Source organism: Candidatus Hydrogenedentota bacterium (assembly GCA_019637335.1).
Lineage (GTDB): Bacteria > Hydrogenedentota > Hydrogenedentia > Hydrogenedentales > JAEUWI01 > JAEUWI01.
In genome coordinates, this window is record JAHBVV010000001.1 from 708,593 (window position 1) to 722,689 (window position 14,097).

General features: G+C 63.8%; 10 protein-coding genes and 1 tRNA gene. 7 read left to right on the forward strand and 4 right to left on the reverse strand.

The features are described from left to right. Nucleotides 1-13 precede the first annotated feature (13 nt). The gene (locus KF886_02570) at nt 14-928 is read right to left on the reverse strand and encodes a TonB family protein (protein MBX3176220.1); all 915 of its coding nucleotides are present in this window, start codon (nt 926-928) and stop codon (nt 14-16) included. A 137-nt stretch (nt 929-1,065) separates the two neighbouring features. Here KF886_02570 and KF886_02575 point away from each other — a divergent pair, with 137 nt between their 5' ends. From KF886_02575 to KF886_02600, 6 genes are all read left to right on the forward strand, one after another. Continuing rightward, complete coding sequence (locus KF886_02575; GenBank protein MBX3176221.1) at nt 1,066-2,700, forward strand: glycosyltransferase family 39 protein; 1,635 nt, start codon at nt 1,066-1,068, stop codon at nt 2,698-2,700. A 199-nt stretch (nt 2,701-2,899) separates the two neighbouring features. Then, nucleotides 2,900-3,658 (forward strand): glycosyltransferase family 2 protein, encoded by a 759-nt coding sequence (locus tag KF886_02580; protein ID MBX3176222.1) that lies wholly within the window; start codon nt 2,900-2,902, stop codon nt 3,656-3,658. Between the two features lie 172 nt (nt 3,659-3,830). Next, the gene (gene dnaG, locus KF886_02585) at nt 3,831-5,588 is read left to right on the forward strand and encodes a DNA primase (GenBank protein MBX3176223.1); all 1,758 of its coding nucleotides are present in this window, start codon (nt 3,831-3,833) and stop codon (nt 5,586-5,588) included. Nucleotides 5,589-5,636: 48 nt separating this feature from the next. After that, the gene (rpoD, locus tag KF886_02590; protein MBX3176224.1) at nt 5,637-7,382 is read left to right on the forward strand and encodes an RNA polymerase sigma factor RpoD; all 1,746 of its coding nucleotides are present in this window, start codon (nt 5,637-5,639) and stop codon (nt 7,380-7,382) included. 99 nt (nt 7,383-7,481) lie between these two features. Continuing rightward, a tRNA-Ile gene (locus KF886_02595) sits at nt 7,482-7,558 on the forward strand. A 310-nt stretch (nt 7,559-7,868) separates the two neighbouring features. Continuing rightward, nucleotides 7,869-10,358 carry a response regulator gene (locus KF886_02600; GenBank protein ID MBX3176225.1) on the forward strand — a complete coding sequence of 830 codons (2,490 nt, stop codon included), beginning with the start codon at nt 7,869-7,871 and terminating at the stop codon, nt 10,356-10,358. A 9-nt stretch (nt 10,359-10,367) separates the two neighbouring features. On the opposite strand, the gene KF886_02605 is transcribed toward KF886_02600, so the two are convergent. The 3 genes from KF886_02605 to KF886_02615 are packed head-to-tail and all read right to left on the reverse strand — an operon-like array spanning nt 10,368 to nt 12,851. Then, complete coding sequence (locus tag KF886_02605) at nt 10,368-11,171, reverse strand: metal ABC transporter permease (GenBank protein MBX3176226.1); 804 nt, start codon at nt 11,169-11,171, stop codon at nt 10,368-10,370. Further along, the gene (locus tag KF886_02610; GenBank protein MBX3176227.1) at nt 11,164-11,919 is read right to left on the reverse strand and encodes an ABC transporter ATP-binding protein; all 756 of its coding nucleotides are present in this window, start codon (nt 11,917-11,919) and stop codon (nt 11,164-11,166) included. The genes KF886_02605 and KF886_02610 overlap by 8 nt, the downstream gene beginning before the upstream one ends. Then, nucleotides 11,916-12,851 (reverse strand): zinc ABC transporter substrate-binding protein, encoded by a 936-nt coding sequence (locus KF886_02615; protein ID MBX3176228.1) that lies wholly within the window; start codon nt 12,849-12,851, stop codon nt 11,916-11,918. Before KF886_02615 ends, KF886_02610 begins: the two co-directional genes overlap by 4 nt. 866 nt (nt 12,852-13,717) lie before the next feature. Here KF886_02615 and KF886_02620 point away from each other — a divergent pair. After that, nucleotides 13,718-14,095 (forward strand): transcriptional repressor, encoded by a 378-nt coding sequence (locus KF886_02620; GenBank protein MBX3176229.1) that lies wholly within the window; start codon nt 13,718-13,720, stop codon nt 14,093-14,095. Nucleotides 14,096-14,097 lie beyond the last annotated feature (2 nt).

Below are 14,097 nucleotides of genomic sequence, written 5' to 3' on the forward strand. Positions count from 1 at the left end.
TCTCCTTGTGGCGTTAACGGCTGAGCGTAAATACGTACGTCACATACTGCTCGGGTTCGAGGAATCCGTCGGGGAATGGCGGCAACGGCAGCGAGGATTGAATCGCCCGCAGACACGACTGGGCCAGGGCCTGATCGGGCACGGTTCCGAGTATAACGGGCGCGTCGAGGACTTCGCCATTCCGGCTGACCCAGAAGCCCACCCGGACCCTGGTTTCGACGGCGTCGAGGCTTACGCCTGGCGGCACGCGCCAGTTCCGGTCCACCTTGCGCTTGACCAAGGTCGCCCAATAATTGAGCGCGGCGGGAAAATCAGCCGCTTCGACATTGGACCCCTGCGTCAGGGGCCCATCGTTTTTCGCCAGCTGCTCGGGTTTGGGTTCCGGTTTCGGCTCCGGCTTGGGTTCCGGCTTCGGCTCCGGTTTCGGCTTCGGCTCCGGTTTCGGCTCGGGTTTCGGTTCCGGTTTGGGTTCCGGTTTGGGTTCCGGTTTGGGTTCCGGCTTTGGCTCCGGTTTGGGTTCCGGTTTGGGTTCCGGCTTTGGCTCCGGTTTGGGTTCCGGCTTCGGTTTCGGCTCGGGTTTCGGTTCCGGCTTCGGCTCGGGTTTGGGCTCCGGCTTCGGTTCCGGTTTCGGTTCTGGCTTTGGCGGTTCCGGCTTCGGCTCGGGCTTGGGCGGCTCGGGCTCGGCGACAGGCTCGGGTTCCGGCTGGGGCTGGGGCGCGGCCTGATCGGGGCGCTCCAGTCCGGTCTCGGCTCCCTGCACCAGCTGAATCTGGAATACTTCCGGGGGTTTAGGCTTGGGCCACCAGTTGAGGTAGCCGAAGATCAGCCCCAGCAGAAGGACATGGAGCAACACCGACACTACGAGCGTGTAGCGCAGCTTGGGGCGGTACAGGGAGGCCCGCCAGTATTGTTCGAATCGGTCCTGCATGAAAAAGTGTATTCACCCGGGTAGCCAGACGGAGGCACTTGGCCGCAACAAAATGTAGTGGCCCTCGGAGGCCTTACACACGGCATAGTATACCGTTTTCCCGGGGCCGGGTTCCATCACCGGATTTACATTATTCGATGGCCTTCGATACAATGCCCGCCATGCACGCCGCCACGCCTCTTCAACCCGGATCGCCCGGCTTCCGTCTTGCCGGTCTCTACCTCAAAACCTTCGCGGTCTATCTTCTGGGGATGTACGTGCTGTGGGCGGTGGGTTTCGAAACCATTTACGCGCACCCGACGCCCTTCTACGCGCTTTTCGCGCCGGCTTTGGCGCTGCCGGTGGCGGCGGCATTGGCGGCGCTGCTGTTGCTTGGGGGCCGCGACGCGCTTGTACCGCCGCGCCCCGGCGATCGGGGCCGCCACATCGTGCTCGCGCTGCCTATCTTCCTGGTGGCGGTCGCGGCGGCGGTGCTGGGTCCCGCCGCGGAGGGCCTGGGGCCCGGCGAGGCGGCGCTGCGCCTGCTGAAGCAACTTGCCTGGCAGATCCCGGCGCTGGCGGTGTTTGGCGTCGGGGCCTGGCGCCTGATCGGGCATGTATTGCCCCGGCTGGCGTCTCCGGCGCCCCTTCAGCCGGCGGAAACGCGGCGTATCCTGATCGGGTTGTTCGCGTTTTCGATTGCGTTCGCCTGCGGGATTGCGATGATCCGGGGCGGTTTATACGGGATCGAGCAGGCCTACGCGCGTTCGGCGTATGAGTACATCGGGGACATCGGGAAGACGCGGAGCATCCAGGCGCTATTTGCGCAGTACCTGGATATTCATGAACACTTGTCGATGCACGCGAAGGTGCACCCGCCGGGTCCGATCGCGCTGTTGTGGCTGTTTTCGATGTTCCTGCTGACCAGCAGCCCGCTGCCGCTTTCGCTGGCGACGGTTGTTTTCAGCTCGCTGGCGATCTTTCCGCTCTACGGGTGGACCAAACGCGTCACGGACGCGCGCACGGCGCTGGTGGCATGCCTCTGCTACTGCCTGATCCCGTCGGTGGTGCTGTTTACGGCGACCAGCGCGGACGCCCTGTTCACCCCGTTCACGCTGGGGACGCTGTACTGTTTCGAGCGCGCGATCCGTACGCGGTCCGCGCGTTTCGCCCTGCTGGCGGGCGCGGGCTACGGGGCGATGATGCTGTTGAAGTTCTCGCTGATCGGGGTGGGCGCGTACTTCGGCCTGGTGGGCCTTTGGCTGATGCGGCGGCCTGAAACGCGCTGGAATGTGGCGCAGACGGCGGCGCTGATGATTGCGGCGGTGGGGGCGGTGCTGGGCGCGGTGTACTGGTGGTCGGGGTACGATATCTACGCGAACTTCCTGGTGGCGAAGGCGCAGTTCGATCTGGATCAGAAGCACCTGGACGAACTGGCTCCGCGGCTGGCGGCGTGGACGTACCGGTTCTGGAATCCGGCGTGCTGGTTCTATTTCGGCGGCATTCCGCTGGCGCTGCTGTTCCTCCGGGAGCTTTTTCGCGGGGGTGCGGAACGCCGGGCGCAGTGGATTGTGTTTGCGCTGGCGCTGTTCGCGCTGAACCTGCTGTACATTGCCCGGGGCGAGGGGGAGCGCTCGGCGCTGTACATGATCCCGTTTATCTTGATGCCGGCCGCCAGCCGGCTGGTGCGACTGAATGATGAGTCGGGGGATCAGGGGCCGCTGCTGCTGACGCTTGCGTTTCTGGCCTACCAGACGTGGTTCACGGAGACGTTTTTCTATACGTATTGGTAGGGGGTTAGGCTTTAGGCTTTAGGGGTTTAGGCTTTAGGGGTTTAGGCTAGAGGCATGCGGCTTGCTGCCCTGTAGCTTTTGCGTTGTGGTTCAACCGGAGCCGAAGATCGGTGGTCTACTGAGTGCATTAGACTGTATTGCCTACAGCCTAAAGCCTACAGACTAAAGCCTATACACGGTGCTGGAGTGGTATCGAGCGATGTGGCGTGACAAGACGGTTTCGGTAGTTTTTCCGACGTATAACGAAAAAGAGTCCATCCGGGCGGCGATCGAGGATTTTTTCGCTTCCGGGTATGTGGACGAGATCGTGGTGGTCAACAACAACGCGGCGGAGGGGACGGACGACGAGGTGCGCGAGACGCGGGCGCGGCTGGTGTACGAGACGGCGCAGGGCTACGGGCACGCGATCTGGAAGGGGCTGGCGGAGGCAACGGGCGATCTGCTGATTATTGCGGAGCCGGACGGCACGTTTTCGGGGAATGACGTGATCAAGCTGCTGGCCTTTTCCGACGACGTACCGGTGGTTTTCGGGACGCGGACGGCGCGCGAGTTTGTGTGGGACGGGGCGAATATGGGGCTTTTCCTGAAGTGGGGCAACTACGCGGTGGGGAAGCTGATGGAGTTTCTGTTCAACACGACGTTCCTGAGCGATGTGGGCTGCACGATGCGGCTGCTGCACCGGCGCGTATACGAGGAGATCCGGCCGCAGTTCACGGTGGGGGGATCGCATTTCGGGCCGCAGTTGATGCTGCTGGTCATTCTGAACGGCTTCGCGTTTGTGGAGATTCCGGTGAATTACCGGAAGCGGGTCGGAGAATCATCGGTCACGGGGAATCTTTTTCGGGCGTTTACACTGGGCTGCCAGATGATTTGGATGATACTTCGGTATCGGGCGGCGTCGTGGCTGGGAATACTTCCGCGCCGAAAGCGGGCGGATCGCCCCGGCGGCGGGACTTGACATCGCGCCGCCAACGTGGTAGAGTTTGAACAAGCCTTGACAGGTCCGAGGGGCGTGCTGTGCCTGCGCGCCATTTTGTTAGGGTTTCGCTACATTTGGGCTGCCGTTTCGGGCCGCAATTATGCGCAAACTGATCTGACTGGTTGCGGGCCAGAAAGGACAAGTTTTTTTCGTGGTCGCCTATTCGCGAGAGGTGGTATCGGAAGTACTGGCCGCGAATGACATCGTACAAATTATTGGCGCCCACGTAGAGCTCAAGGGCGCCGGGCCGGGCCGCAAGAAGGGCCTGTGCCCCTTCCACCGCGAAAAGACGCCTTCGTTTGTGGTGAGTATTGATCGCCAGACCTTCCACTGTTTTGGCTGCGGGAAGGGGGGCGACGCGTTGCGCTTTCTGATGGATTACGACGGGCTTCACTTTGTCGACGCGTTGAAGCTGCTTGCCGATCGCGGCAATGTGCGGCTGCCGGCCCAGAGCGCGGCGGCGGAATCCCAGGACGGGATCCGGAAGCAATTGCTGGAGTTCAACGAGTCCGCCAACCGTTTTTACCAGAAGCTGCTGGCGCACCCGGAGCGGGGAACGGGCGGGCGCGCGTACCTGGACGGGCGTCGGCTTCGGGCGGAGACGGTGTCTCGATTCGGGCTGGGCCTGGCTCCGGACGACTGGCGGGTCTTGCTGGATGGCGCCCGGAAGAAGGGCACACCGGAAGCCGTAATTCAGGCTTCGGGCCTGTTCAAGCAGAGCGAGGGCGGGAACGTTTACGACGCGTTCCGCAACCGCCTGATGTTCCCGATCCGGGATGTTGCGGGGAATGTGGTCGCGTTTGGGGGCCGGGCGCTGGACGACAGCCCGGCGAAGTATATCAATTCGCCGGAGACGGCGGTGTACCGGAAGAGCCGGGTTCTTTACGCGCTGCACGAGGCGCGGGACGCGATGAAGCGGGAGAAGTACGCCATCCTGGTGGAAGGCTATTTTGACGCGCTGCGCTGTTTTGACGCTGGTATCGAGAACGTGGTGGCGACGTGCGGGACGGCGCTGACGCCGGAGCAGGCGTCGCTGATGAAGCGTTACGTGCCGGAGGTGGTGCTGGTTTACGACGGGGACGCGGCGGGCGTGCAGGCGGCGATGAAGGGTACGGGGGTGCTGACGGCGGCGGGCCTGCGGGTGCGGGCGATGGCGCTGCCGGACAACCAGGATCCGGACGATTTTATCCGGGACGCGGGCGCGGAGGCGTTTCGCGCGCTGCTTGCGGATGCGAGCGATTTTGTGACGTTTTACGCGCGGCACAGCGCGGAGCGGTTGGAGACGATCGAAGGCCGGACCGAAGTGGCGCACGAACTGTTCGATATCCTCCGGGGTATCGAGGACGCGGTACGGCTGGATGAATACCTGAAGTTGGCCGCGCGCGAGATTGGCCTGAACGAGTGGGCATGCCGCCGTGAATTTGAGACGTATGTGACGTCGGGCGCGCGCCGCGGTCCGGCCCGCGAGGAGCCGGAGACGCCCGCGGCGGCGGTATCGAAGGACGACCGCGACTTTCTTTCGGCGCTGCTTTGCGATGCCTCGCTGCTGGCCAAGGCGCAGCGGGTGCTCGAAGGACGCCTGGACACGGTGCGCGGCCCGCTGGCGGAGGTGTTGGCGTTGGTGTTTGCGCACGGCGCGCGCAACTTGGATTCTGATTTTGAGTCCGAGGCCGCGCGGCGGCTGTATTCCGCGGCGGCGGCGAGCGGCGCGGACGAGATGAAGGAACCCGAGACGCTGGTAACGAAACGGCTGAACCGCCTGGAAAACGAAGCGCTGCGCGCAGAGAACGCGACGGTTATGAACCAGATCCAGGAAGCGGAACGGGCCGGCGATGCCGGACGGCTGGCGGAACTATTACAACGTAAATTGCAACTGGGTAAACAGCTGGAGCGGGTTGGCGCGTTTTAATTCGTGGCTCGCGCGCTCTTCAGCAACACGACGAATCGAGGGTAAGTTATGGCCGTAAAGAAGAAGACGACGACCATCAAGGACCAGAAGACCAAGGAGACCCTGGCGCGCGCCAAGGAGTCCGGGATGCTGTCGTACGACGACCTGGACAACATTCTGGCGGAGAACGTGGACGAGGTCATGGTCGAACTGACGGAGGCCAACGTTGAGATTGTAGAAGATTACCGCATCGATTCGGAGAAGAAGGAAGAGGAAAGCCGGCGCGCGAAGATCGCGAAGAAGGCGGAACTCCGGCGCGAGGCGGCGCACAGCCGGCTGGAGCGTGCGGACGACCCGGTGCGGATGTATTTGCGCGAAATGGGCCGGGTTCCGCTTCTGACGAAGGATCAGGAAGTCGCGATTGCGAAGCGGATTGAGGCGGCGGAGGCGGATCTGAACGACGTGATCATGGGCACACCCTACACCCTCAAGGAAATTCAGATGATCGGCGCGCGGCTGCTCGCCGGGCGTCTGAATTACGCCCAGATCTGCAAGGACGAGGATCCGCGCATCCACCACCGGTTCGTGAACAACCTGCCGGACCTGATGGAGCAGATTGCGGAGCTGGACGGCGCGATTGAAGCCCAGGACAAGCGCGCGCGCCGGCCCGGGGTGTCGGAGAAGAGCCTCCAGAACGTTGAAAAGAAGCTGGCGGAATGCCGCGAGCAGCAGATCGGAATCGTGTGCCATTTCAACCTGAAGTCTAAGGAGATCGCGAAGATCGGGCGGAAGATCAAGGGCCTCAAGCGCCGAATCTCCGCGTGCCGCGACGAGATCGACCGGGTGGAACGCGAGATCGGCCTTGAGGGCAAGGAAATCCACGAGCAGGCGGGCAAGATCCGGCGCGCGGCGACGGGTTCGGAGAAGCTGGGCCCGGAGAAGGAGGCGGTCCTGGATGCGGAGCGCCGCCTGACGATCGCGCAGCGGAAGATCGAGCAGATCGAGAGCGACGCGAAGCTGAACGCGGACGAGATCGGGGCGCTGATCGACGTGATCAAGCACCGCGAGGAACTGATCTACAATGCGAAGATGGAGTTGGTCGAGGCGAACCTCCGCCTGGTGGTGAGCATCGGCAAGAAGTACACGAACCGCGGGATGTCCTTCCTGGATCTGATCCAGGAGGGGAACATCGGCCTGATGAAGGCGGTGGACAAGTTCGAGTACCAGCGCGGCTACAAGTTCTCGACGTACGCGACGTGGTGGATCCGGCAGGCGATCACGCGATCGATCGCGGACCAGGCCCGGACGATCCGTATTCCGGTGCACATGATCGAATCGATCAACAAGCTGGTGCGCACGAGCCGCCGGCTGGTGCAGGAGTATGGCCGCGAGCCGAGCCCGGAGGAGATCGCGGAAGAGATGGAGATGTCGGCCGACAAGGTCCGGTCGATTCTCAAGATCGCGCAGGAGGCCATCAGCCTGGAGACTCCGGTCGGCGACGAGGGCGATTCGAGCTTCGGCGATTTCATCGAGGACAAGGGCGCGGAGAGCCCGGCCAACGCGACGGCCTTCAGCGTGTTCCAGGAGCGCCTGGACGAGGTGCTCGGATCGCTCACGGAACGCGAGGAGAAGGTGCTGCGCCTGCGCTTCGGCCTGGGCGACGGCTATCCCCGGACACTTGAGGAAGTGGGGAGCGTGTTCAACGTGACGCGCGAGCGCGTACGGCAGATAGAGGCCAAGGCGCTCCGTAAGATGCGCCATCCGACGCGGTCGCGCGAGCTGAAGACGTTCCTCGACTGGAGCCTTACGCAGTAGGCGCAATGCCCCCGGTATTTCGCGGGCCGGACGGCGGCGACGCCGTCCGGCTCTTGCGTTTTCGGGCCGCGAGCCAGTATGATCGCGGCCACGCCCAACGGGCCCTTAGCTCAGTCGGTTAGAGCAGGTGACTCATAATCACTTGGTCGAAGGTTCAAGTCCTTCAGGGCCCACCATTTAATACCAACGACTTACGGCAATGCCGCAGGTCGTTTTTTTGTGCCTGAAGGGGCCGCGTACCAATATCGTGACACTTGGAATTGGCGGGTTTTGGATATGGGGGGTGGCTCAGGTATTCTGAACGGGATTTTGGGGCGTTGTGGCGCGGGCGCGTTCGGAGTTTCGGTTTGCGTCTTGCGTTGGCGCTCTTGCTGGATCGGGTGCGCGTGGCGTGATGTTCGCGGGCCTGTGATGGGGTGCGGATGCGGGGATGTTCCGGCCGTTGGTGTGGCGGCGCGGGAATTTCTTCGCGGTACGGGAGCCGGGATGGTGGATACCGTTGTGCGATATTTCGGTGAATCCGCAGAGATCGAGGGCCACGCCTCGTCGCGCAGGCGCATTCTTGTGGTGGACGATGACGCGGATTTTTCGGCGGCGATTGGGGATATCCTGGATGCGGAGGGGTATCTGGCGCAGTCGGCCGGGGGCGCGGAGGAAGCGCGCGAGATTGCGGCGTCGTTTCAGCCGCATGTGGCGCTGCTGGATATCCGTCTGGGGCGGGACAATGGCATTGCTCTGATCGGGCAGTTGAAGTCGGTATGCCCGGACATTCTGTGTGTGATGATGACGGGTCACGCGGCGCTGGATACGGCGATCGAGGCGCTTCAGCAGGGGGCGTACAATTACTTGCGCAAGCCGATCGATGGCCTTGATTTGCTCACAACGCTGGAGCGTTGTTTTGAGCGTATCGATCTGGAGGCGGCGAAGCAGGTGGCGGAAGCGGCGCTGAACGAGCGCAATCTGGAGTTGCTGGCGTTGACGGTGCGGCTGCGCGGGGTCGTGGAATCGACGACGCGGCTTGCGGGGGTGCAGCGTCCCGCGGCGCTGGCTCCGATGGTTTTTGAGGAGATGCGTTTCGCGACGGGCGCGGCTTCCGGCGCGGTGTACCTGGCGCGGGGCGCGGATTTCTGGCTTGCGCATGTTACGGGGGACTGCGATCTGCCCGCGGAGCTTCCCGCGCGGTCGCTTGCGGACGGCGCGCTGGACGCGCTTATCCGTCTTCGCGTACCGGTAACGATTTCCGGTGTGGCCGGGCCGGTTTCGCTGTTTTCGGGGGGTTCCGGGCCGGCAATTCCGGGGCCGCTACTTGCGCTGCCGCTCGGCGGGCATGAGGACGCGCTGGCGGGCTTCGTGCTCTTGTTTCGGGAGAGCGACGCGCCGTTTTCGGCGCAGGATCGGGACCTGGGCCATTTGCTGGCGTCGGTGAGTTCGGAGATTTTGCGGGCGGCGGAGGTGTCGGAGGCGCGATCGCGCCTTGCGGCGGCGGTGGAGCACGCGGCGGAGTCGATCATGATTACGGATGCGTCGGGGATCATCCAGTACGTGAACCCGGCGTTTGAAAAGTTGATGGGCTATTCGCGGGAAGAGACGATCGGCCAGACGCCGCGCATTCTGCGGAGCGGCCAGATGGAGGACGCGTTTTACGCGCGGCTCTGGGAGTCGCTGCTGTCGGGGCAGGTCTGGCAGGGCCGCTTCATCAACAAGACGAAGTCCGGGGAATTTCTGGAACAGGATGCGACGATATCGTCGATCCGCGACCAGTCGGGCGCGATTATCAGTTTTGTGTCGGTGGCGCGCGACGTGACGCGCGAGGTGGAGCTGGAGGCGCGTCTGCGGCAGGCGCAGAAGCTGGAGGCAATCGGGACGCTGGCCGGTGGGATCGCGCACGATTTCAACAATATGTTGAGCCCGATTCTGGGCTATGCGGAGCTGGCGCTGATGTCGGCGGAGGCGGGCAGCGATCTGGCGCGGCACCTGCACGAGATCCACAATGCGGGCCAGCGGGCTTCGGCGCTGGTGAAACAGATCCTGGCGTTCAGCCGCCGGTCGAACCAGGAGCGGCGCCATGTGAAGCTGCACTTGATTGCGGGCGAGTGCGCGCAGCTGATCCGGGGATCCTTCCCGTCGACGATCGCGATCACGATGGACCTTCAGGATTGCCGCCCGGTGCTGGCGGATCCGATGCAGATGCACCAGATGATCATGAACCTGTGCACGAACGCGTACCACGCGATGCGTAGCCAGGGCGGCGAACTGACGGTCCGCCTCCGGGAGGAAACGATCGGGCCCGGCTCGCCGCTGGCCGGTGCGGGTTTTCCGGCGGGGGACTATGTTTGCCTTTCCGTGGCGGATACGGGCGCGGGCATGTCGGCGGACACGATGGAGCGTATATTCGAGCCGTACTTCACGACCAAGCGCGCGGGGGAGGGGACGGGCCTGGGCCTGGCGACGGTGCATAGCATTGTGCAGGGACACCGGGGACACGTCACGGTTCGCAGCGCGCCGAGGGAGGGGTCGGAGTTTGATGTTTACCTTCCGGTATCGGAGGCTGGACAGGCTCCCGGCCGGACGCCCTCGCCGGTTCCGGGCCTGGTGCGCGGCGAGGAGCGGGTGCTGGTCGTGGACGACGAGCCATCGATTGTGTCGGTGATGCGCCAGGGGCTGGAAATGATGGGCTACCGGGTGTCGGGCTATACGGACAGCGCCGCGGCGATGCAGGCGTTCACGGCGGATCCGGCGTCGTTCGATATCATTGTCACGGATCAGACGATGCCGAAACTGCTTGGCCTGGAGCTGGCGCGGCGCGCGCTCGCGCTTCGTCCGGAGATCCCGGTAATCCTGACGACGGGTTTCAGCGATTCGGTCAACGAGAGCATCGCGCGGAAGGCCGGTATCCGGGAGTTTCTGTTGAAGCCGGCGTCCCCGCGCACGATTGCGGAGCGGATCCGGCGCATTCTCGACACGCCGCCGGACTGAGCGGGGAGGTCAGGCTTTGCGCAGGCGTGCGTGGAGCAGGGCGGCGCCGAACAGGGCGGCCTGGACGAGGATGATGGCGGGGCCGCTGGGGAGGTCGCTGTAGTAGGATGCGGCGAGCCCGGCCAGTACGCCCGTCACGTTGATGGCGAGGGTGTAGACCATCATATGGATGAAGCGGTGGGCGAGCAGGCGCGCGGTAGCGGCGGGGATCACGAGGAAGGCGGACATCAGCAGTATGCCTACGATCTTGATGGCGATGACGGTGACGACGGCGACGGCGATGGAGAGCAGGTACTCGTCTCGGAGGACGGGGTGGCCGTCGGCGCGTGCGAGGTTCCGGTCGAAGGTGGCGTAGGCCCACCGCCCCCAGAGCGGCAGCAGGGCGAGGTTGGCGAGGAAGGCCCCGGCGCAAAGGAAGAGGTCCTGCCGGGTGAGGGCGAGTATCGAGCCGAAGAGGTAGGTGAAGGCGTCGCTGGAGTTGGTTTCGCGCCAGAAGAGGAAGATGACGCCGAGCGCCATGGCGAGTGAGAAGAAGATTCCGACGGCGGTATCGGCGGCGAGGGCGGTGTGGGTGCGCACCCAGACGATACCGGCGGCGACGGCGACGGTAAAGGGGATGGCGACGAGGAGGGGATCCTGTTCGAGGAGCATGCCGAGGGCGACGCCGCCGAACGCGGCGTGGGCGAGCCCGCTTCCGAGAAAGGCGAGCTGTCGCTGGACGATGAAGGGGCCGTAGAAGCTGGAGACGAGCGCGACGAGGAGTCCGCCGGCGAGGGCGCGCTGCATGAAGGTGTATTCGAGTATCTCAGGCATCGCCCGGGGCTCCCAGGTGGGTCTTGTCCACGTGGCCCCGGTGGCCGAAGAGTGCGAGCAGTCGCGGCTCGGCGGCGACCTCGCGGGCCGGCCCGAATCCGACGACCTTCCGGTCGAGCAGGAGGACGTGGTCGGCGTGGCAGCGGGCGCCTTCCCAGTCGTGGGTAATCATGATGACGGTGGCTCCGGAGGTCTCCTGGTAGCGGCACAGGATGTGGTACATGGCCGCTTCGCCCTTGAGATCCATGCCGGCTCCCGGCTCGTCGAGCACGAGGAGTTCCGGGCTGTTGGCGAGGCTGCGCGCGAGGAATGCCCGCTGGAGTTCGCCGCCGGAGATGGCCTGTACGGGCCTTTCGGCCAGGTGCGCGACGCCGGTTTCTTCGAGCATTTGCATGGCCCGGTCGCGGTGCGCCTTTGAAATGCGCCAGGGCCATACGCCGGTGATCCCGCTGACAACCAGCTCGAGGACGGTGGCGGGGAACTGCTGCGCGAAGGTTTTTTTCTGGGGGACGTAGGCGACGCGGGTACCGGCGTGCGCTCCGGGGGCGAGGCCGAGCACGGAGACGGCGCCTTCGTCCGGGGGAATCAGGCCGAGCAGGACATTCAGCAGGGTGCTTTTTCCGGCTCCGTTGGGGCCGATGACGGCGACGAAGGATCCGGGCTCAATGCGGAAGGAGACGGAATCGAGCGCGGGGCGCCCTCCATAACGCACGGACAGGCCGCTTACATCTACCGCCGCGACGCTCACTGGAAGGCCTCCCAGAGCAGGTTGGCGTTGGTGCGCATGAATGCGGCGTAGGTATCCTGCCCGGGCGATCCGCCGAGGGGGTCGACGACGGTGACGCGTGTACCGAGCATTTCCGCGAGCACCTCGGCGGGCTTCCCGGGCAACTGCACTTCGGAAAGGATAATCCGGTGATCTGATCGCGCGAGTACGTTGCGGATCGTTTCGAGGGTCTGCGGTGTGGGCTCACGGCCGGGAAAGGGCTCGATATGCGCGGAGACCACGATGCCGTAGCGGTGGAAGAAGTAGGTCCAGGAGGGGTGAAACGCCGCGAGCGTGTATTCGGCGCCTTTCGGGCGCGCCGCGTCGAATTCGCGGTTTAGTGCGTCGAGGGTTTCGGAGAATCGGTCGGCGTTGGCGCGGTAGGTCTCGGCGTTTTCGGGGTTCAGGCGGGAGAGAATCTCCACGATGCCGGGCAATACCGATTGCACGGCGACGGGATCGAGCCAGAAGTGGGCGTTCCAGGCGCCGGGCTCGGCTTCGTGGTCGTGAACCTCGTCCTCGACGCAGTGCGCTGTTTCGTAGGGAAGGCGATCCTCCTCGGGCAAGAGCGCGAACACGCTGTGCACGCGCCCGGGGGCGAGCCGCGCGACCCAGCCGTCAATGGTCTCGTCGACGTGGAATACGGCGGGGGCCTCGGCGAGGGCGCGGGCCACCGAGGGGCGCAGCTCGAAGGTATGCGGGGAGGCTCCGGGCGGAAGAATGCACGCCACCGTTGCCCCCTCCCCCACGATTTCCTGGAGTATCATTTTTAACGGCGGGATGGTGGCCACGATGGTGGGCGCGCCGCCCGGTTCCCGCGAGCACCCCTGAAACAATGCCAGCAGCAGCAGCACGCCGGCGGCGCGCGCGCATCCGCGCCAAGTAGCGGTATGCCCGTTCATAATGTAAATCATAACTCTCCGTAACGGCGCGATAGTTTCCAGCCGACGCATGTCAATCGCATTTAGACTTCGTGTACGAGCCAATCACCCTATGAACCGCTGGAATCTCAGATTACGGCTCGTGTGTTGGGGCGCCTGCATGTCACCTGTGGCGAGCTCTGGACGTTGCCGGCAGCGATGCTGGCGATCCGCCATGCTTACTTTCGTTGATTCCAGGATTCGTAACATTTTGGCCGCCTGAAGCAGCTACCAGGTATCGTTCCGGGCGTTCCAGTGATCTGCGAGGAGGCGCGGGGGCCATTTCACAAGCGCAACGATCCCATGAAGTCATGCGCTCCTCCTGCCGCGGACAGGAATGTCCGCGATCCTGGCGCGCCTTTCGGCGCATTGGACAGGCGGGACGCCTATCCTACATTTGCGCCTTGCGGCGCTGAACACAGGCGGGACGCCTGTGCCACGTTCTTTTCGAGGTGCATTTGGTGGGGACAGGGAAACTTTTGGCGTTGGGCTCACTTTGCCGCGGACAAGAATGTCCGCGATCCTGTTGCGCCTTGCGGCGCATTGGACAGGCGGGACGCCTATCCTACATTTGCGCCTTGCGGCGCTGAACACAGGCGAGACGCCTGTGCCACGTTCTTTTCGAGGTGGTTCTGGTGGGGACATGCTTTCACACTGGGGTGCTTCATACCGCGAAAGTATTACAAGGATTCAATCCGACACAAGTTGATTTCCATTTTACCGTGATCGGGACTGAATGCTCTTGCCTTGTCAGCCGACATTGTAGCGATCCGCGCGCCGCTGGTATAGTGGGGGCGGACGGAACCGTCCGAATGTAATGATAACATTTTCTCATTATAACATTCAAGGAAGCCCTTGAGGTGCAACGTGATACCGCGCAGCGGCGCGCAATACGCAATGTTTTCGGCGCACTAAACCGCCCCCTCTCCCCGCAGGAAATCCTGGAAGCGGCGCAGGAACATGTTCCCAACATGGGGCTTGCGACCGTGTATCGTACGGTGAAGTCACTGACCGAGAGCAAGACGATTGCGGTGGTGGACGTGCCCGGGGAGCCGCAGCGCTATGAACTGGCCGGGAAGGATCACCACCACCACTTCAGTTGCCGGACTTGCGGCCGGATGTTCGAGATGGACGGGTGTCCGGGCGATCTGGAGCGCCTGGTGCCGCCGGGGTTCGTCATGGAAGATCATGAAGTATTCATTTACGGGCGCTGCCGGGACTGTAACCGGCGTCGCTAGCG